At 57.0% G+C, this 19231-nt stretch carries 16 protein-coding genes and 1 pseudogene; 1 reads left to right on the plus strand and 16 read right to left on the minus strand.

Annotated elements, in window-relative coordinates:
- Nucleotides 1-4: 4 nt before the first annotated feature.
- Both COMA2_RS14340 and COMA2_RS14345 read right to left on the minus strand, forming a co-directional pair.
- Complete coding sequence (locus tag COMA2_RS14340) at nucleotides 5-2554, minus strand: pyruvate formate lyase family protein (RefSeq protein ID WP_090899621.1); 2550 nt, start codon at nucleotides 2552-2554, stop codon at nucleotides 5-7.
- A gap of 43 nt (nucleotides 2555-2597) precedes the next feature.
- Nucleotides 2598-3815, minus strand: a complete 1218-nt coding sequence (locus tag COMA2_RS14345) for a VOC family protein (protein ID WP_175304623.1) — start codon at nucleotides 3813-3815, stop codon at nucleotides 2598-2600.
- A gap of 231 nt (nucleotides 3816-4046) precedes the next feature.
- Between COMA2_RS14345 and COMA2_RS21380 the strand changes: the two are divergent.
- Nucleotides 4047-4301, plus strand: a pseudogene (locus tag COMA2_RS21380) (DUF6908 domain-containing protein).
- A gap of 102 nt (nucleotides 4302-4403) precedes the next feature.
- On the opposite strand, the gene COMA2_RS14355 reads toward COMA2_RS21380, so the two are convergent.
- The 14 genes from COMA2_RS14355 to COMA2_RS14420 form a co-directional block, all read right to left on the minus strand.
- Nucleotides 4404-5036, minus strand: a complete 633-nt coding sequence (locus COMA2_RS14355; protein WP_090899630.1) for a DNA-directed RNA polymerase subunit alpha C-terminal domain-containing protein — start codon at nucleotides 5034-5036, stop codon at nucleotides 4404-4406.
- A 382-nt stretch (nucleotides 5037-5418) separates the two neighbouring features.
- Nucleotides 5419-5697, minus strand: coding sequence for a TrbM/KikA/MpfK family conjugal transfer protein (locus COMA2_RS14360; RefSeq protein ID WP_090899633.1), 279 nt, complete (start codon nucleotides 5695-5697; stop codon nucleotides 5419-5421).
- A 46-nt stretch (nucleotides 5698-5743) separates the two neighbouring features.
- On the minus strand, nucleotides 5744-6841 hold the full coding sequence (locus COMA2_RS14365; protein ID WP_090899637.1) for an LPD7 domain-containing protein: 1098 nt from the start codon (nucleotides 6839-6841) through the stop codon (nucleotides 5744-5746).
- An 18-nt stretch (nucleotides 6842-6859) separates the two neighbouring features.
- Nucleotides 6860-7837, minus strand: a complete 978-nt coding sequence (locus tag COMA2_RS14370) for an OmpA family protein (RefSeq protein WP_090899640.1) — start codon at nucleotides 7835-7837, stop codon at nucleotides 6860-6862.
- Entirely contained in the window at nucleotides 7834-9897 is a 2064-nt protein-coding gene (locus tag COMA2_RS14375) for a type IV secretory system conjugative DNA transfer family protein (protein ID WP_090899644.1), read from the minus strand. Before COMA2_RS14375 ends, COMA2_RS14370 begins: the two co-directional genes overlap by 4 nt.
- Nucleotides 9898-9905: 8 nt before the next feature.
- Nucleotides 9906-11015, minus strand: coding sequence for a P-type DNA transfer ATPase VirB11 (gene virB11, locus COMA2_RS14380; protein ID WP_090899647.1), 1110 nt, complete (start codon nucleotides 11013-11015; stop codon nucleotides 9906-9908).
- Complete coding sequence (gene virB10 / locus COMA2_RS14385) at nucleotides 10996-12396, minus strand: type IV secretion system protein VirB10 (protein ID WP_090899650.1); 1401 nt, start codon at nucleotides 12394-12396, stop codon at nucleotides 10996-10998. Before virB10 ends, virB11 begins: the two co-directional genes overlap by 20 nt.
- A gap of 9 nt (nucleotides 12397-12405) precedes the next feature.
- Entirely contained in the window at nucleotides 12406-13332 is a 927-nt protein-coding gene (locus COMA2_RS14390) for a TrbG/VirB9 family P-type conjugative transfer protein (protein ID WP_175304624.1), read from the minus strand.
- 13 nt (nucleotides 13333-13345) lie between these two features.
- A complete protein-coding gene (locus COMA2_RS14395) occupies nucleotides 13346-14113 on the minus strand; it encodes a VirB8 family type IV secretion system protein (RefSeq protein ID WP_217490761.1) in 768 nt (255 codons plus the stop codon).
- 28 nt (nucleotides 14114-14141) lie between these two features.
- On the minus strand, nucleotides 14142-14867 hold the full coding sequence (locus COMA2_RS14400) for a TrbJ/VirB5 family protein (protein ID WP_090899655.1): 726 nt from the start codon (nucleotides 14865-14867) through the stop codon (nucleotides 14142-14144).
- Nucleotides 14868-14870: 3 nt separating this feature from the next.
- On the minus strand, nucleotides 14871-15917 hold the full coding sequence (locus COMA2_RS14405; protein WP_090899656.1) for a TrbL/VirB6 family protein: 1047 nt from the start codon (nucleotides 15915-15917) through the stop codon (nucleotides 14871-14873).
- A gap of 8 nt (nucleotides 15918-15925) precedes the next feature.
- The gene (locus COMA2_RS14410; RefSeq protein ID WP_090900154.1) at nucleotides 15926-18385 is read right to left on the minus strand and encodes a VirB4 family type IV secretion/conjugal transfer ATPase; all 2460 of its coding nucleotides are present in this window, start codon (nucleotides 18383-18385) and stop codon (nucleotides 15926-15928) included.
- Between the two features lie 56 nt (nucleotides 18386-18441).
- A complete protein-coding gene (locus tag COMA2_RS14415; RefSeq protein ID WP_090899659.1) occupies nucleotides 18442-18771 on the minus strand; it encodes a VirB3 family type IV secretion system protein in 330 nt (109 codons plus the stop codon).
- Nucleotide 18772: 1 nt separating this feature from the next.
- Complete coding sequence (locus tag COMA2_RS14420; RefSeq protein ID WP_217490762.1) at nucleotides 18773-19132, minus strand: TrbC/VirB2 family protein; 360 nt, start codon at nucleotides 19130-19132, stop codon at nucleotides 18773-18775.
- Nucleotides 19133-19231: the final 99 nt, after the last annotated feature.

Raw genomic sequence — 19231 nt, forward strand, 5'->3', positions numbered from 1 at the left:
TCCTCTAGGTTGTGAATAATGGGCGTCGGCGATGCTGGGATTGGTGTGCTGGGAAGAGAGCCACAAAGAATTCTGTCCAGCCTCCCATCCGAACCCGGAGAAGATTGAAGTCTTCTGGATTCTTCTGTGCAGCTGCGAATGTCTTGGGATCACCAACGGTAAAAGTTGCTATAGAGCCTCCACGTCCTTTTGCGAAACGCTCAATAGCTTCTGTAAGAGCACTAACGGGAAAGTTTTCTGAAATATTGTAGTCGACGGGAGCACCGTCGCCGAGTCTGTTCATTACTGAATGAGCATAGCTGAGAAAACTGCTCTTTAACGATCCTACCCGAGCATGAATCGGGTTGGAGTCAAATTCAGCCTCTCTATCAGTGTGAACAGGCGCTGGCGAGAGATCTGAAGCTAGTGCTTCTCGGGCGTGACGACCATCCGCTGATGCTCCGGCGAACAAACCAGCGAGGACATATTGCTCGAACGTGCCAACACCTGGAGTTAAAAGAATGTTGAAACTCTTGCCATATCTTCTGCGCAATTGCTGCAGTCGCTCTTGATGCAGGGGGTGGCCCCAAGCCTCCCAGACACAATCACAAAATGTCTCCAGCAATGCCCAGGCTATTTTGTCCACATCTTGTGAGCCAAACCCAAATTTAGAGAGTGCTGAACATTGCTGACGTATGTGCGCAATGCGGTGCGGACTTACATGCTGCCCAAAAGCTGGATGTCTCTTGTCCTCCTCACCAATGAGCGATTTTCCCCAATCAGTGGATAGGCATGTAACTAACTCATTTAAAGCAACCGATTGCTCCTCAAATACTAGCCGTTGTATTGCATAGAGCGAATCAGTAGCAGTGCTAATCCCTGTCATCAAAGGCGAAAAAATCCTATAGTTGGCTCCACCGGCCACCAAATCTCGTCCTCTTTCTATACACCCCGCAATTAGGCCGGAAAGGAGTGGTGATGGTGCGATACCTTCCTTATTGCCGTATGACGAAAGTACGCTATGGATATAGCGATGGCAGCCCAGCAGGATATGCTCTCTAAGTATTTGCCATAGATCATTCCACGAAGTAATGCTTGAGGCTGGAGTCGTCCTCCATGACCACTTCTCGCCGCGAAGGTTGAGCGTCCCCGATCCACTCAGGTTGGCACCTTGATTCAATGTATATTCAAGACAAGCGAGCGCCGGCACGAAACCAAAACTAAACTCTGTTTCACCAGCAAACATCGTTTCATAACAACCATCACATGCATAGTTCCGGGCAGTCCTAAGTGGAACAGGAAACCCAGAATGTTTGCTAAGGGCGGGAACAATACGATCATCATTAAGTAAGACAGGACTTGCTCCCCCGCTCAGTATCGCTTTTGCAGCCATCTTCAGGATGGCTCGAGGTGTTTTGGCATGAACTCGTAAGTCTAGCGTAGGACTATTCAGTGGAAGTCGACGGGCCGACTCAAGGCAGAGTTCAGTGACCACATTGCACGCATCAGACGGTTTGAGTTCGTCGTTTGGTAGCACGCCTCCGATGGTGATTTGCTGCATCCACTGGTTTAGTAGGCCACCCTGATCATAGTTCGATGCTCCAACAAATCCGGTGAGCACTCCGTCTGTTGGGGTAAATCTATTTTCTGCATGCCGATAATTCAGTAGTGCCCGTTCATCGAGCTTTATCCAAAAGGCATCAACAAGTTCTTGTGCTGACTCTCTGGTCAATCGCCCTGCCTTCAGATCTCGTTGATAATAAGGGTAAAGAATTTGATCCAAACGTCCCAGTGGAACGATTTCGACTGTCCAGTGGAGTGCACAGTGAACGATATAGATGGACTGCAAAGACTCTACAAAAGTCTCAGCCTTGTGTTCGGGTACTCTGCGGAGGCGAAGCGCAACTTGTGTCAAGTTGGTTCTTCGAGCATCATCGTCAGGTAACGTTCTTATGGCATCTTCCACTCGATCTGCACACCGGTTGGAGTAATAGATGACTGCTTCCATGGATTCGATAACTGAGGTATAGAAGTTTCGGGTATCTGCTCTTGCTTTGCTATGCCGTCTTCGACAGTCATCAATAATCGCGCGAATACCTCGCTGCACTACACGGCTATGGTCAGGAACTATATGACCCATGGGAGAACGCTCGCTGAGGTAGCCCAACATTCCTCTTAACTCTTCATCCTTCGTGAGATAACCGATGAATTCTTTTCCTTGCCCAACTGAAAAAGGCGGCAGCGTGCCTGCGATCAACTCGTCTGGCTCGATCTGACATGTTCCATTGGTGGCAGCGACAACCGGATCTGTAACGATCTCCAGCATCCTTCGCACAGCTCGCGCCTTTTGAATAGAAACGGGTAGGCGCTCCAGTGCTACCCGTTGTGCCTTGGAGATATCGCGTCTACCACGAAATAGATGCCCTACCTGCTCCTCACGGAGCCAAAGAGGCTTATGTTTCCACCTCTCAAAAACTCGTTCAAGTAAGCGGCAGATACGAGGTGACGGCAAATCAGGATGCCCAGGGGAAAGCGATTGTAAGTAACGCCAGTATTCAACATCATTGTGAATCATTGTGATTTTGCTCACCCTTCAAGATTTACTTCAATCCTCGCGCCTAAGGTGCATCTACTGTCAGTGGAAACGTGAGGGATATCAAATTGCCATCCGGGTCTTTGAACAGCGTTTTGCAACTCGATTCGGCTCCTGTCGTTGTCGAAAGAAATTCTAGCCCACGCGAAGACAGAATGTCCGATACCTCTCCAATAGGTTTCGTGACGGTCAGCTCCAAGCAAGGAGTACTCAGTACCCCGGCCGATGTCAGAGCGGGAAGCCTTGCTCGCTGCAATCTGATAACAAATCCTTCTTCAGCGTCTATCTCCGCCCAATCATCTGCGCTCCTGGACTTCAGGGATAAGCCAAAAGTCGAAGTGTAGAAGGCAATCGATCGAGTTATGTCTCTTACTTGAATCGAGGCATGTCCTCCCGAAATCAGTCTTTCAGATGTGGACTTCAGATTGGGAATATTGCTGGATTGCCCAATTTGTGGATTGTCTCGTAGTAATGGCTCACCCGATTCTATCTTTGTGACGGGGTAATCCATTGGAAAAATTTCGAGTTTAGAAAAATCCTGGTGGTTGGAATTAATCACGAAAAAGCGTTTATCGGGATGATCAATCTTGCATGCGCGCATCGCCGAAATCGCTAGCGCAATATTGCTTGGGTCGTCATCGGACATGCCGAACCGATGGGGAGGTTGCTTCCCATACTTTTGAAGACTACGGTTGACCGCGTCACGGATGGCTAGCTTCTTGACTGATGGTACGGTCATAGCAGGGTCCTTGACTCCAAGCGTTTCACGTACAGTGGGGTGCGTAACCGTATAGATACCCAATATAGGTGGCAATTTAGGAAGTAGACCTTTTTCAACGAGCAACCGCATACCATACTCAATTGTCTCTGGTGCATGACCTCTGGCTGTGACCAGGGCAATCGGGCGTGTTTCACTAGCAGCGTGTACCAGTAGGGGCCAGGATGGGCCCTGCCACGAGTGTGCACCTTCAACCATGACACGGAGATCTCGAATAAAGGGTTGCTCGTCAATGGCAACGCCGTCACAATCACGAAAATCCCGAAATGTAGCATCTCGGATGGACCAGGCTTGCCATTTACCTGGAAGCCCTAGCGCGCGCTGAATAGTGGCAAATTCACCAGAAGTAATCGATTGTTCAATCTGAGTCTCGGCATTCCACAGATAGAGGCGAGTTGGGAGAAACAATAGATTGTCGTCGATGTCAAACAGATAGTTACTAACACTTCCATCTTTCTCCATCATGTCGAGCGCCATTCTCCCTTTGCTATCAATCCTAAACGGATTGCCGTAGCATGTCAGGCACGACATTCCGCTCACCCCAAGAACCGCTACAGCACGATGTCGGGAGCGTGACAATAGCACTTGCATTGAATGCGCGCGATCCCAACTTTGGGATAAGGCTTTAAAGACCTGGTAGTAATAATCCGTATGGCTCTATCATAGAGCAGAGGCATAAGGCCCTGGATCGTATTAGTGTGTCACAATGGGCATCAGAACGGCGATCTCATGCGGGATCCTGCTATGGAGCTTCCTATTTCGTAACCAGCCAGATGGCGCGGCCGCCGAGCAATCTCCTTCAGGAATGACTATCTGGGAATCTGTCAGGAGGTGTACCAGTATGAGGAGGCTGGAAAGCACATGCATCTGGTGCCCAAACTCAAACAGGAGTTGAAGGCATTTGCCCAGACCCGGTTTACCGATCTCAAAGACCACAGATTCTTTTCGTAAGCTGCTACTCCGGGAATCGTATTCTTCTGATCTATTTTCCTTCTTCAGGAGCCATGATTGTTTGATCATGGCTCCTTTCCTTTTCCCTTTCCTGGTTTTCGCTTACACCCCCGCCAACGCGACGATCTTCATGACATCCCTCTCGGTGTGCGCACAGCAGGGGCAATAGATCGCTCGCTGTCTGATCTCGGGGAAGACAATCTCCACGCCGAGAATCCGTAAACAACGTCGGACCGAAAGCCGGACGTTCATCACCGGTTTACCCGGTGCCAAACGCTTCGGCGATAACCATTCATAAGCATGGGGTAAGAGATCGCCGATCGTGTTAACACCCCGCCGTTTCAGATCCTGCTGCGCGCGGGTGTTGAGGAGAAGACTCGCGATGGGTTGTGACGCAAAGCGCCGCACCGCGTCAGGAGGGATGCGCCGCCCCGTCCTTCGGTCCAACATCCGTTGTGTCATGAAGCAATAGGTGGCATCAAGGACCACGAAGGTTCGTCCATTAAGAGCAGCAAAGATGTGTTCGATCAGACTCTCGTCGCAGCGACGCTGTTCCCGGATCGAGTGACCAAGGCGCGCTGCTCGTTCGGTGATTGATACGCCATCACTTGCGCAATCCCACTCGGTCTGGGCCCAGGGACTGAGCTGACCATAGGCCGCGTCGAGGGCGGTGCGCTTGGTCGGATGGTTGACCACAATATCCATCGTGAGCGTCGCCAATCGATCTTTCCGCATAGTGGTGCGTCCTTCCTTTCCTCCGATACGTGGTGACTCGGGAATCCTCGCGCCACCGGAGCGCCCCTCTTTGCCCTGTGGTTACCCAGACAGGAAACGCAAGAGGCGCGTGGCGCCGTGGTTGTTATGAGGAAGGTCAGGTTTTGAGGCTATTCCCTTGAGGTAGGAGAAGTTATTCGCAAGAGGGGAGAATAAGAGTGTGTAGTGCTAATGAGGTATAAATAATGAAATATTAAAGCCTAGGACATACTTCATCAGTATGTGTTGGCGTACAATAGTGGCCATAGGCGAGAGATGATTGGCCTTAACCAGGGCTACTCCGCGGCATCGTGACCGGAGTCGTGCCCTGTGATCGTGACGTTTATAAGTCCAGTGCGACGGGCTATTGCTTGGGGCAGAGCTGGAGGAAGTTTCTTCGCATGACCATGGTTTTGAAGGGGCTCCCTGCCTGAATCATGTAGTACTTTGTCAGCGCGGCTTGGCATTCTTTTGGCGCCTGTGGGCCCGCTGCTAAGCATAGCAGACATTCACAGGCCAGCCTGGTGTCGCCTTCCAAGAAGGACGGTTTGGTCGGCGTTTGCGCCGATGCATCATGGGCTATGGCGAGGAGGCTCACTCCCACAAAAACCGCGATCCAGTTGTGTCTTTTCCACCAATTCATGGGCTCACCTCAGTGCTATCCAGTGAGATGTTCTCGATCATAGAAGTCATCGACCGCCTCTGGTCCGCTCCAAGGTAGGGCTCCGTGGGACATTTGGCATGCGATCCGTCCGCGCGGCTGTGTGATCAAACTGAGGCACGACCGGTTCCTGGGTGCTGGTACGCGCCGCCTCTTTCAGGTGATGCTGTTCACGGACCCCAAGGGAATCCAGCTTGATGACCTCCCAGCGATTACGATTCCCCGGTTGTGAAGCCGTGCCCATCGACACGCCGGGCTCATCTCGTAGCGGAACCGTCACCGGTTCACGCCCTTGTTGCACGAGGGCCACCGCATCACCCCGTTGCACTTTCCCTTGTTCAAACGCGCGGCCCAGGTCGATGCCCCAGATCTCTCGTTCACCATGGTCTGTCACCACCTTCACAAAATAACTCTTGGCATTCTGGACATCGTGGTTGTAATGGCTAATGCCGTGGTCAACAACGGTACCCACCACGACTCGTTCGCCCTGCAGGCGCGCCTTCGCTTCTTCGACAGCCGCGGCGATCATGGTGGGGGAATCCCCCCGTGCCTTCAGAATTGCTTCGAGCGTGGCCACCGCGACCTGCTGGCCAGAGTTCAAAGCCTTGTCTAGCTTTCCGGCCTGATCCTCCGTCGCCCGATTATGTGAATCCTCTCGCTGGACAGGCTGTTGTGCCGTCTTGCCACGAACTGGGCGCTGATCCTTGCGGTCTTCCGCTCGCGCTAAGTCGATCCCACGCGGGGTATAGCCCTCCACATCGAGTCCGGCGATCGTGGCTTGCACCCAGGCTTCCGTTTTGAACTCAGTGGTGCCGTTCACCCGCACGGTGGTCCAGCCCTTGGCTTTTGCCCGGAGGACCATTCCCTGAATGACGCTCGGGTCGTCATGTTCCGTGACCAGCCTCCTCCCGTGATCGGTAAACGCAATTTTCGTCGGTTCACCTGGCGCAGTGCGGTAATAGAATTGCTCACCGGCTTCGATGAATCGCTTCCGCAAGGAATCGGCAGCATCACGACGCTGATTGAGTCGTGGTTGTTCTGCATTCTCGCCCTGAGTGCCTTTCGAAGGCCTAGGCTCGTCGTTCTGCTTCGTCTCTCGCGCTTCGTCCAGACCTATCTCATTCATGGTGTCCCTTCCTCTCTCCTATCCGTACCACTGCGGCCAGACGGAGGCCGGATTGTGCTCCTTCACTTCAATCTCGACCCGTCGGTTCTTTGCCCGACCTTTCTTGGTCGCATTGTCGGCCACATGTTGCCCGATCGGCACGATGGTGATCTCGATGTGGTTTGGGTCATAGCCCTGCGCGATGAGATAGGCGCGGGCCTTGTGTGCCCGTTGTTTGGCTGTCTCATGTTCGATCCAGAGATCCTTGTCTCCGTCCGTGTATCCACGCACGTGCAGGCAAGGACCACGGCTCATGATCTGTTTCAGGTGGGATTGCAGCGGCTTGCTGGGACGAAACTCAGACCGACCTGTCCGTTCGGATACACGGAAGATGATACTGTGACGATGCACTTCCACCTGTTCCCGTTCACTCAAATCAATGACTCGGGGTCTCCACGAGCCGTTCTGCCCTTCGTGTATCTGATGTGGAGGGGAGGTGGATGGCACTGCTGATGGTCCGATGCTGCAGGCAGGCGCCACCGTTGCTGATCGCTCCTCCTCACTCTGCGTTGTCCCGGTATGCGACAAGCTCTGATCGAATACAGCCTGAGACGTATCACCATCACGTGGGATAGGAGTGCTCGTCTGTGGACCGTTCGATTCTGGTGAAACAGGGGGGATCGTGAGCGCTGTCTTTGTGATCGTGAGGCCGGACCGAGATTTACCTTTCGCCAGTTCTTGCTGGTTGAGTTGCATGAGCGTCAGTGCGGCACTCAACTCCTGGACCTGTTGTGTCAGCGATTCCATTTGTCTGGTGAGGAAACTCCGCTCCTGCTTCTCACGCTGGTCGCTCTTTACCCGTTCGCGGTACTGCTGGATCATGTCATCGCTGTTGATGGGCACACGAGCCGCACCGGATGGCACCACTGGTTTCTGCACACAGGCCAGGGTCGCGGCGCAGGCGATGAGGATTACGAGTGCTTGAAGCCCTGCCTGTCGTTTCACGAATGTTGTCATACGTCCCTCTCTTCTCTGTCTCGATCCATCAGGGATCGAGCAACGTGCTTCTCCGTTCTTTGGGCTCTCCCTTCTTCGCTCACAGGACTCCTCTTCTCTGAGATGTCGTCATCGATCTTGTCGGTCCATTGCAGCTGTGCCACAAAGGCATCAACCAGATTGTTCACTTCTTCAGGCGTCGGCGTGTCGCGTGGCACAACCGGCGGCAGGGTGGTGAGGTCCATTGCCAACTTCGAGAGGTCGATCGGTTCATTCGGCTGTACTGGACGCACACGCCGTTCGACTTTGGCGCGATGGAGTTCCAGGTCGAGGCGGGGAATCTCCACGGATAGCTCCCGGCGCACGAACGCCGCCTCTTCGAGTTCAGCTTGGGTGGGCATCCGCTTTCCCACCGACGCGAGGAACGGACTGATGCGCTTCAACCGATCGGTGAAGACCGGATCGGCATAGAACCGGGCCTTGTCGCAGAGGATCGGCTTCGTATGCATGAGGTTGATGATCGCCCGCTGGTCCCCGAGTTCCTTCACTTCCTGTGGCAGCAGGAGCGGCCGCGCCTGTTCCGACTGGGTGGAACTGGACGACGCTTGTTTGCCGTGGCCCCAGCTGAGGGGGCGGCTCGTACCGGTCGAGATCGCCTCGGCTGTATAGGTGCCGAGCATCTGAGAGTAGTACTGGGCGTCTCGTTGCTCGCGAGGCGCAAACAGGATCTGGCAGGCATGGTTCGTGACGAATGTCCGCGCGTCCTTTTCCCCATAGACCGATTCGAGCTGCGAGAGGCTCTGAATGATCGGGAGCAGGCGCAGATTGTAGCCCGCCATGAAGCCGACGGCCTTCGCGAGAATATTCACCCGCCCGAGGGCGGGGAACTCATCCAAGATCACGAGGCACTGGTGCTTCAACCGGGGATTCGTCGCGGGCAAGTCGACGGTGTTGTGATGAATCAGCTGCGAGAAGAACAGATTGACCAGCAACGCCGCGTCGCTCAGCCGATTGGCCGGAATGCCGACATAGATCGACATCCGTTGCACGCGCACCCGTTTCAGGTCGAAGTCCGTCGCACTCGTCGCCGCATCGACAATGGGATTGCTGAAGATGGTGAGGGGAGCCGTCAGGGTCGCGAGAATGCTCGCCATCGTATTCTCGCTGGTGGCACAGAACCGGTGCAGGGCCGCCGTACAGTCGTCGCTCAGCGGGGCGTCACTCTTGGCCCTGGTGCTGATGAGGTCTTGCAGATAGTCCTTGATGGGCTGCCCCTTACCGGAGGCCTGCCGGAGCACTTCTCCGAAACTACAGGGTATGGAAGGAGTCTCCATTATATATAAAGCCAGGCCGAGAAAGAGGTTGCGAGCGGACTCGTTCCAGAACGCATCTTTGATCTGCTCCGTCGGATAGAGCACCTGCCCGATGGCTTGGATTTCGCCCACACGCCGATTCGGGTCGCGATCGACCGCATCTAATGGATTCCAGCGGTGGGTCTGGCCGTCGGCGCCAAAGGGATTGAACAGAAAGACGTGATGCCCGTGCGCCTGTCGGAACTTCGACGTGTAGGCGAAGTTCTCCATTTTGATGTCCAGGACGACCACCGACTCATCGTAGTGGAGTAGGTTCGGGAGCACGATGCTTACGCCTTTGCCTGATCGGGTCGGCGCCGCCAGCAACACGAATTCCTGGCCCCCATAGACCAAGTACCGTCGCCCCACTTTTCCAACGATGACTCCGCGCTCTCCATAGAGCCCGGCCTGTTGAATTTCACTATGAGATGCAAATCGCGCCTCGCCATGGAGCGGTTTCTTCTGGTTGGTCAGGGACACGAGCAGCAGCGCCGGGAGACCAAATCCGACGAATCCCCCGACCACGGCGGAGAATTGTAGTCGCTTCCGCTGAATCGGATCCTCCCTATAGGCTCGCCAGGAGTCGGGCCAGCTGGTCAGGGAGAGGTCTTCAGGCATCTGTTTGTTGGCGAGGGTGAAGACAGCGCCGGCGAGGGCATCCGCTCCGCAGAGCCCAAGCGGAAGATAGAGCAACAGGGCCATCGCGATCCGCATGCTCTTACGTGACATCGGTCCCTCTACGCCCTCACGAGGGTGGCTTCTCCGAATCGCGCCACGAGTTTCGCGATCGGGTCATAATGGACTTCCGCCACGTAACGGTCCTTCTTGATAGGCTGGCCGTCCTCGTCGTAGTGATTCTGCGCGACCACGTGGAGGATCACGTCGATGGTCAAGGCCACCAGGCGCTTGAGGGTCGGCACATCGTAGGTCGCCGCCTGTTCGTGTTCTTTGCACATGAAGACGTAGCGTTCGGCCGCGAGGGCACAGGACTCCGCGTGGTAGGAGGTGATTGATCCACTGTGGCCGGTGGTCAGGAGTTTCAGGAAGTCGAAGGCTTCTCCGCCGCGCAACTCGGCGAGGAGCACTCGGTCCGGCTTCATGCGGAGCGTGGAGGCAATCAACTCCGACGGTGTGATTGTCGCAGTGCCCTGGCCTCCTTTGGCGTACAAGAGATGCACCCGGTTGCCGTGCTGGGGGAGCAACAATTCGCGCACATCTTCGATCGTGATGAGCCGTTCCTGTTTCGGGATCACCTGACAGATCGATTTCATGAGCGTGGTTTTGCCGGAGCCGGTGTCCCCCACGACGGCAATGTTCTTCTTCGCCAGCACGGCTGTCCGGATGAACGCACCCAATTGACGATCGGTCAGATACTGCACGAGCTGTCGCTCAGTGGAATCGAGCTCGGAAGCGCGATGATCCAGCGTCGCCGCCTTGGCCCAGACATAGCGGCTGAAGGCTCCTTCCGCGTCGTACTCGTCGAGGGTCTTGATCCAGGCGCTCGGACGGCGGATTGAGATCGAGATCGTTCCCAGTTCCACAGCCGGCGGCAGCACGATTTGTACCCGTTCCCCATCCGGCAACATGGCCGAGAGAATCGGGTGGTGCGGTCCGATTTCTTGCTCGGTCGCCGTCGCGATGGCCGTGGCGAGCGCGGTGAGTCGATCCAAAGTCAGGTCCGGTGAGCGGTGATGCTGCCAGGCTGCGCCGACCTCGATAAAGACTTCCTGTGGCCGATTGACGACGATCTCGGTCGCGCCGGGCAGCGCGAGATATTGCAGCAAGGGCCGCAACAACTCGCGCACCATCGTGTCGTGTGCGAGTAGATCAGTGGGGGTGCAGTTCATAGACGGTGCTGAAATCCAAATCTCGCGCAACGAAGATCGTCCCGCGGTCGCCCTGGTTCTTGTAGAGCGTAGGTTTGATGTTGATAGTGGATTGGAGGATGAGTTCCGCCATGCGGTTCCCCGTTGTGGCGGAATGTTGATAGATCCCCAGACTCTGCGCGCCCCCGCCTCCGGCCTGTGTCGCGGTGGCCAAGCCGATCCCGTCTTGCACGAGGGAGAGGAGAAAGGCCGCGCCCAGTCGGTCCCACCAATGGTTATCCACGACCCCCACCAATCCGGAGGTGCCGAGTGCATCGGCGGCGGGTGAATTCAGATTGATGACCACTCCGGTCGGCGTCTTGACCCTGGTCCAGAGGAGAAAGAGGCGGCGCTGGCCCTGCGCCATCGTCGCTGCATATTCGCCGACCGCTTCCGATCCACGTTCCAAGAGGACGACGCGACCGTTGTCGCTGTACACATCGCTGTTCAGCACACAGGTCGCCATGCCGGCGACTTCATTGATCACTCGTACGGTCAAGGCGCAGTCGATCGTTCTGCCTTTCGGCAAGATGAGATTCCGATCCCCCAAGAGACCGGCTTGGACTTTTGGGGTATCGGACGGTGTCAGGAGCCCGCCGATGGGACCGGCTCCGCTGGCCGGAGGACCGGGCGGCGCCGCGAGCCCGACGCTCGTCACGCCGATCGACGGACCGCTGGCTCCGCCCATGTACCCGACCGATGCTGGCATCGAACTTCCTGTGTCTGCCGTGCTGACCGGCATCGCGGGTCCTCCTAGCAGGTTCCCGGACCCCGTGTCCGGCTGTCTCGTGCCATTAAGGAGTTCGCGGACCAAGGAGATGGCCGCGTCTGGTCCGGTTCCCACTGGTTGAGTCCGGGGACTGTCCGAAGCAGGGGAGTTCGTCACAAGGACCTCCCCACCGAACCGACTTGAAGAGCGTGTCCTGAGCGATGGGTTGCCTGGAGTCTGGTCAGGAACCAGTCCCATGGGTCTATTTTCGTCAGCGATTCCTCGGCCAAGGGACGACTGCCTCATAGGGTCAGCGGACGCGACAGGCGACTGGCTGGTCGACCGCACGAGTGCGGTTGTCTGTTGAACTGGAAGCGGATCGGTCTCAAAGACCCGTTTCAGTCCAACTTGGGCCGGTTTGTTCTCCACCTTCGCCGCCCGTTCCTCTTGTGTCGCTTCCGCTTTCCGCTTCGCACTCCACGTGTTCGCTGCAAAGACGAGTCCCACCACGAGCACGATGGCCATCACGACCAGAAATGCCACGCGCGCCGCGGTCTCGTTCCTGCCGCTGGCCTGCTGGTTGACCGATACAATTCCATCGATGATGGGAGGTTTCTTCTCAGCTTTCTCTCGTGACTCTTGTGGTTGTTCCATGTTTGTTTCTCAGCGTAACGTCCTGGTGATGCCGGAGACGGTGGTTCCTTCGACGGCGGGCACTCCTGTTTTGTCGTAGGAATCATTCCAAATGCCGACCACGGCATCGCCCAAGCGCAACACAAACCGGCGTCCCATCCGTTGCACGACGGCGAGGTCCTTCTCCATGTGGAAATTGATACGGGTTTCTTCACCCAGCGGCGAGAAATAGAAGATGGCGGGGATCTCGCGATTGGGCGGGAATTGAAAATAGGTGAAGCGGCCGTCATCGAACACGAGGGCCGGGGCGATATCGTCGCCTCCCGGTAGCACTTCCATGGAATAGGACCAGTTGCGCGGTTCGGGGACAAACGAATTCAGCCGCTCGGCGAGGAGGTCGGTCTTGTCACGAGCGTGCTTGGCGCGGTGAGCCGAGGCTTGCATCGCCGTCATGGTGGCAGGGTTGGGTAGGACGAGTGGGTGCCGGAAGATTACGCGGTACATCGGTTCAGTTTGTTCGTGTTGCCCTGATCCGCCGTGCTGCTTTCGTCCGATGCGATGGTCTCCCACGACGGTGAACTCCAGACTGTAGTCTCGTTTGTCTGTGCGGATCTCCAGATTGTTGTGCGTCGCCTGGTCCTTGGGTTTCACCCAGACCTGATTGGTCCCGACATCGGCCCTGATACACCATTCCGCTTCCGGCTTCGCACAGTCCGCGAGAAAGCCACTGCCTGCGATGACGATGCGTTCGTCGTCTCCCAAGACGATGCGGGTCACGACCCCACGGCGGACTGTGACTTTGGTCACTTCGTCCTTCTGATAGGTCACGTACCGGACTCGCTGATCTCCGTCGCCTGGCGCCGGAATCTCTGCCGCTTCCGATGGGACTCCTGCACAGAGGAGGGCGATGATGATCCATGCTGTGATCGACCCTGTGTCTTGTTTCATGACGTACATAACCAGCCCCTCCCTATTTCTTCTCGACCATCGACAGGACTGATGTCGGTAGCGTGATCGTGCCAATTTCCGCATCCACCCGATAACCCGTCACTTTGTAGCCGAGCGGGTTCTGGATCAGATCCTTTTCCTGCCCTTTCATCGTGTGACGGTACTCGTAGGAGACTGTCGCGATGAAATACTGCGGCGGCTCAAGACTGTGCGCGTCGGTCCGTTTTACCTGCTTCTCGAACCGCACTGTCGCCTTCAGTCCAATTGCATCGTTGTGGACGGTGACGCTTAACACGTTCACCCTCCATTCGATGCCGCTGCCCAGCTGCTTATCGCGGGCATGGACCCCGTCAAAGAGACTCGCGTAGTCGCGCCCGATCTCATCCGTACTCATCGCTAAGACCTGGTCGTAGTCGGCTTGGAGCAGTCGATACGAGTAGGATTCTCGCGCGATCACGTATTTCTGCGTCCAATGTTTATCGAGCAATTCCTGGTACCCCAGCACGGTCCGATCATCCGCTGCGCTCACCAGCTCCACGTTGCCGGTGGCGCGATCGATCGCGAAGACATAGGGCACGGTGGTCTTGAAGGGAGCGAGACAGGCGAGGCCTATTCCTAAGATCACGGCTAAGACGCAGGCGGTCCCCGCGACCCACCAGGCCTTGCGTTCCGACGCTTCCAATCGCAGCCGCCAGTCGGTATCCCAGCCTCGGCCCTGATCGTAGAATTGCGGTTCGTCTGTCGCGTTCACCACTGAGGGGTCCTTCTGTTTCTCCGGCATCGTTTCCATGTTCATGTCCTCGGTCTGATGAGCCGGACTACGGCGTCCAGGGGGCCATGTTATTGAAGGTCCGCGCCGTGCCTGGCGCCAACATCTTGAGGACACGTTCCTGCTGTTCCTGTTGCGCCGCTTTTTCCTCCGCCTCAATCATGGATTTCATCGTCAGAATTCGGTTCGTGTCGTTGCTCACCTGCGCTTGCTCGGCGGCGATCCGGCCATTGAGTTCCAGAATCCCTTTTTCGTCCTCGGTCTGATTGATGCGGGTCGTCAGAGCCCGGATTTGTTGCATCCGTCCGAGCAACATCTGATAAGTGTTCGCGTAGTAGGCCTGACTTTGAGGTGTCTGGTTCAGCATGTTTTGACAGATCCGCAGGGCGTCGCCGGTCTTGCCCTCGCAGTTGTAGATCATGCGGTTGTGGCGGATGATCTGGGCCGCTGCGGTGAGGCCCTGGACCCCGCCGGACCGAATGGCGTGGTACACGGCATTGACGTCGGAAGGGACGACCCCGGCGAGGGTGAGGTTGTTCATGAGACTGCCCATGTTACGCGAGCCCACGATCGCATTGATTTGTTGCTCCGCTTGGAGGATCTGTTGCTGCATCTGCTGGAACTGTTGGATCCAGGCCAGGGCCTGCACGATGGATTGCACGAGATTGGCCGTGTCGATGACAGGAATCCCTCCGGCATGGAGTTTCGACATTGGACTCACGGGGATCATCACGACGATTGCCATCGCGATCAACGCGCGTTTTATGTGTGACATGCCTTACTCCTTTCGCGAGACGCTGTTGCGTAACCGTTCTAACGAGGTCCGTTGATAGAGGTCGCTCCCTGGCTGAGGCTTCCCGGAAGAGAGCGCGCTCAGCAAAGCGCGGGCGGTTCCGGTTCGCGGCCCACTCAGAGATCCGCCGCTGGAAGCCACGGCCAACGGGACCAATCGACTCAGACCGGACGTGACGCTGTGCAGGAGCAACATTCCACTCCTGGTGGCATCGCCACCGGGGTTCCCCAACGAGAGGCCTCCGGCCAAACTTGCTCCCAGGGACGCGACATGGAGCAAGACATAGGCGGCGGTGATGGAGAGGAACAGCAGGCCGACGACATCTGCCAGGATCGAGGTGGTTGAATAGGCACTTAGCACGTGCAGACAGGCATTTCGCAGGAGGCTCGCGAGAAAGGTGATGACCGCCATGATGAGGATGTTGGTGAAGACGGCGACCAGCGCGCTGGATAGCCAATTCTCCGCATAGCGCTGCGTCACGGGAAACATCGCGCAGAAGATGAAGGCGGGTCCGACCGCAAGTAACAGGGCGAGGCTCACTTTTGCGACGAGAAAGAGTCCCATCGCGACAAAGGCCATCACGATCGACGCCGTGGCACAGATCGCTCCCGCGATGAAGAGGGAGAATTGCGGGACCAGTCCAGAACTCGCTTCGGTGAACAGCGTTTCCATCAACGTCGTGAAGGGGTCGGCCATCTGGTCGATGGCGCCTCCCATCGAGAGCACCCCGCCGAAGGCAGAGGCGAAGGCCTCTTGAATGCCGTCCAATCCTTCCTTCACGAGACTCCGATACTGTGGCCCGTTCAACGTCAGCCCGGTGATGAGCGCCACGCGAAACCAGCGCCAGACGAGGGCCGTGACCGGTTCCTGCACGTCGCCGCGCATGACCTGAAAGCCGGTCCACATGACATAGAGCGTCATGGCGGTCACGGCGACCGGCGCGAGCACTCCGATGACGGCATCGCTGGAGGCCACGACATAGTGGTCCAGGGCGTTGTTCACCGACTGCTCGATGTAGGTCGCCATGCCCATCGGTTGCTCTACGCGACTCCTCTTCCGTGCTCCTGCCGGAGACGTTTTCGCGCCGCGATGCGTTCATGAAAGATGGGAAGCCAGTCTGTGGGATCATCGCCTACTTCGGCTCGGATCTGGTCCAGCAACGCCACGTTGTCCGTTGTACCCGAGAGGACATTCAACAGATCCGTCATGCCGCCCAGGTCGAATTGCACGATCGCCGAGCTGTGGCCCTGCTTCACGAGAAACAGACGGCTCGCTTCCCCGAGGTTCTTGATGATGTGAAATTCCGCCTCCGTGACTTTGAACCCCTGCACGTAGTCGTCATGGTCGGCGCGAGGGTTGGGTAAGAAGATCTGGGTCACGCTCTGTTCCACCATCGTTTTGCCGATGGGATGTCTCAACACGTCAGAGGGGGATTGCGTGACGAAGACGCCGAGGCCTGATTGTTTGCGGATGGTCTTTTGCTTGTTGAAGGCGAAGTCCGCGAATAGCGGGTCTTGCAGTGGCTTCCAGAATTCCTCCATGACATAGATGAAGGGCTCGCCTGTAATCAGCCGTTCGGTCAGATGAAGCAGATAGGCCATGATCGGGGTGCGGACTTCAGGATCGTCCAGAAAGTCCGTATAGTCGTAGCCGAATAATCGTGCGCCGCTGATCTCATGGGAATCGTGTGGATTGTCGAAGGCCCAGCCCAGCGCGTGACCGCGGGTCCAACGCTTTAACCGTGCCCGCACACTCTGGTCGCCGGTGGCCAGGAGGTTCTGGCGGAGAAGGGACAGAGAGCGCAGCTCCGGGGAGACCGTCTCACTCATCACCGTCCGCACGGCATGGCTGATCTCGCTCTGTTCCTTTGAAGTGAGCAGGGGAATCTCGTCACCAGGCTGCTTCACGAGTTGCGCCACGAGCTGTTCGCAGAATTGCCAATTTTGGGGGCTGGGCTCGAGCTGCAAGGGATTGAAGCCGGTCGGCATCCCGCGTTTGAGCGACTGATACCTCCCGCCCATGGCCCGGATCCCGATCTCCGCGCCACGATCTTTGTCGAAGACCACGCAGCGGAGTCCTTGGTACTTGGTCGCGAAGGCCAGGAGGCTCAGTTCCAACGCGGTCTTGCCCACACCCGTGCTGCCGCAGATAAAGGTGTTGCCGGGATACTTCTCGTCGCGCGAATCTCGATCCTCCGGTGACACGTGGAAATTGAAATAGTAGGGCTGGCCGCTTGGGGTCTTGAACAGGGCCAGGGCTTCGCCCCAGGGATTGCCCGCTCGTTTGCCACGGGCGAAATTGTGAAAAGGACTGAGGCAAACAAAGTTCCGGCTGGTGATGACGGCTTCGCGCGGCCGCAGACTCCAGTTGCCCGGGATCTGTGCGAACCAGGCACATTCGGGGATCACGTCGACCCGCGCCATCTTGAACCCCGGCCCATCCTGAAAGACAGCCCGGGCATCGGCGAGCGCGGTGCTCACTGACTCTATCGTGCCGCCAAAGATGGCCAGGCTGTAGTGGTACTGGCCCAAGTCGATGAGCCCGCTCTGCAGATCGTCCGCGGCCTGATCCATCTGTTCGATCTCGCGCGTCGCCGCGTCTTCCGAGGCGATCAAATGCCCTTTCTGGGTGGCGAGTGATTTGAGGGCCGCGCGTTTGTTGAGGCACGAAAAGCTCTGGGTCTCGATGTACTCGGCGTCGCTATAGAGGAGACCGTTATTCATGCCTGGCTCGGAGAAAGGCGGGTATTCCTGCATGTCGAGAAACCCAGCGAATTTCCGCTCGCGCGGGTGCCAGATTTCCAGCATGCCGGTCCGGTCGCCGAAGTGCAGGCGAGAAGAGGGGAGGTACGAGGCCAGCGGTGCTCGCCGCAGCGGAATTTCCTCCCAGACGCCATTGATGAGGTAGCTGAGAAAGGCCAGCTGGTCGGAGTACAGGATGTCTCGTTTCGTGTAGGTACCGAGGCGGATGGGCCCATAGCGACTGAGACTCGCTTCGAGTTGTTTGCTCATGTCTTCCAAGACGGTCAGCTGTGCGGTTTCCTGCTCTCGTCGTTGAACTATCGTGCGGGTACCCATGCGAGTGAAGAAGCTTGCGACCTTGGACGGAAAGGGTCGGTACAGCAGGGAGAGGTACAGCTCCGTCGCCATTTGTCGATGCTGCGTAAATGACTGATAGTAGCGATCGCTCAGGTGTTGGCAGAAGGGATTGGGCGAGGTGCCTTGCAACCGTTCAGTGACGACCCGCCGAATTTTATGCGACCAGACCGCGAAAGACCCGCCGCCCAAGGATCGGAGAAACTGGTGCAGCGCTTCTTTGCGCAGCAGGACTTCTGAACGGTCCGCTGTTTCGAACGTGATCCCGTCCAGTTTCCAACAGGCCAGATACTCTCCACCGGTCAAGGTGATGACGGTGGGCGTGATCGATGTGCCCAGCGGGATATAGTCACTCGCAGGAATCTGCGCGGACGCGGCTTTCGCGAGCGCGGCTCTAGTCCTCATTCTTTGTCTCTGTTCAACCTGCTGCATTGAGAACACTCAGCACCTCAGCTCTTTCCCTACGAACGTCTGGTCTTCCATGACAGGGGGCCATAGGAAATGGCGCCCCACGTCCCGCGACTCGGTCCGTGCCGGAGTCGCATCCGTGCCCGCATCATGACTTGGCGCAAGCGCTGATCGTCCGTCTTCGTCGTCTGGCGCATCCAGAGGAGGATGGGAATCGTGATCAGCACGAGTGCCAGCGAGAGATAGCCGCTCACGAGGTAGTACAGCCAGACCGATACCAAGAGAGTCAGGCCGCCGATCAGGATCAGCGGCACGATCGGCACGCCGCCCAACATCGCGGGCCTCGTGCAACCGGTGAAGATGGGATCGCGAAAGCCGTCCATGTCAGTTGATCAACCAGGCCGCGATCCCCGCAGCGCCGCCCACCAAGATGCCGCCGATCACGACGTTGCTCACGTCGGACCATTGGGCATGGCTGAAGGCCATCTTGAACCCGGCCCACATGATGGCGACGGTAAAGAGGGTCACCGCCACACTCGTCAGGACCGTTTGCACATTCTGCATCACGGTGTTCACCTTGGTGATCTGGGCCCAGGCCGGGTCCGATTCCAACAGGATGGCCACCCCGAGAAGCCACGAGGCTGCCGCGATCAGTCGCCCATTCCCTCGGCTGATGCCTCTCACTGTCCCTGTCCCTAACGTCTTCTCCTTCGTCACCCCCGCTCTCGTCATCACCTCTTCCATCTTCCCTTCCTTTCTGTGAAGTGGCATCTGTGGCCAGTTTGTAGCGTCTTCTGCTCGCACTCATCGCCAAACGGGGTGACATGTAGTGAGGTTCAGTTT

Origin of the sequence: Candidatus Nitrospira nitrificans, from assembly GCF_001458775.1 — a bacterium.
Taxonomy (GTDB): domain Bacteria; phylum Nitrospirota; class Nitrospiria; order Nitrospirales; family Nitrospiraceae; genus Nitrospira_D; species Nitrospira_D nitrificans.

Excerpts from the sequence above, each read along its gene's own strand:
- COMA2_RS14345 (WP_175304623.1), bottom strand. The coding sequence starts at position 3,815 with ATGATGGAGAAAGATGGAAGTGTTAGTAACTATCTGTTTGACATCGAC.
- COMA2_RS14410 (WP_090900154.1), bottom strand. The coding sequence starts at position 18,385 with ATGAGGACTAGAGCCGCGCTCGCGAAAGCCGCGTCCGCGCAGATTCCT.
- COMA2_RS14360 (WP_090899633.1), bottom strand. The coding sequence starts at position 5,697 with ATGAATTGGTGGAAAAGACACAACTGGATCGCGGTTTTTGTGGGAGTG.
- virB11 (WP_090899647.1), bottom strand. The coding sequence starts at position 11,015 with ATGAACTGCACCCCCACTGATCTACTCGCACACGACACGATGGTGCGC.
- COMA2_RS14355 (WP_090899630.1), bottom strand. The coding sequence starts at position 5,036 with ATGCGGAAAGATCGATTGGCGACGCTCACGATGGATATTGTGGTCAAC.
- COMA2_RS14395 (WP_217490761.1), bottom strand. The coding sequence starts at position 14,113 with ATGGAAACGATGCCGGAGAAACAGAAGGACCCCTCAGTGGTGAACGCG.
- COMA2_RS14415 (WP_090899659.1), bottom strand. The coding sequence starts at position 18,771 with ATGGACGGCTTTCGCGATCCCATCTTCACCGGTTGCACGAGGCCCGCG.
- COMA2_RS14340 (WP_090899621.1), bottom strand. The coding sequence starts at position 2,554 with ATGATTCACAATGATGTTGAATACTGGCGTTACTTACAATCGCTTTCC.
- COMA2_RS14365 (WP_090899637.1), bottom strand. The coding sequence starts at position 6,841 with ATGAATGAGATAGGTCTGGACGAAGCGCGAGAGACGAAGCAGAACGAC.
- COMA2_RS14370 (WP_090899640.1), bottom strand. The coding sequence starts at position 7,837 with ATGACAACATTCGTGAAACGACAGGCAGGGCTTCAAGCACTCGTAATC.
- COMA2_RS14390 (WP_175304624.1), bottom strand. The coding sequence starts at position 13,332 with ATGTACGTCATGAAACAAGACACAGGGTCGATCACAGCATGGATCATC.
- COMA2_RS14405 (WP_090899656.1), bottom strand. The coding sequence starts at position 15,917 with ATGGGCATGGCGACCTACATCGAGCAGTCGGTGAACAACGCCCTGGAC.
- COMA2_RS14420 (WP_217490762.1), bottom strand. The coding sequence starts at position 19,132 with ATGGAAGAGGTGATGACGAGAGCGGGGGTGACGAAGGAGAAGACGTTA.
- virB10 (WP_090899650.1), bottom strand. The coding sequence starts at position 12,396 with ATGGAACAACCACAAGAGTCACGAGAGAAAGCTGAGAAGAAACCTCCC.
- COMA2_RS14375 (WP_090899644.1), bottom strand. The coding sequence starts at position 9,897 with ATGTCACGTAAGAGCATGCGGATCGCGATGGCCCTGTTGCTCTATCTT.
- COMA2_RS14400 (WP_090899655.1), bottom strand. The coding sequence starts at position 14,867 with ATGTCACACATAAAACGCGCGTTGATCGCGATGGCAATCGTCGTGATG.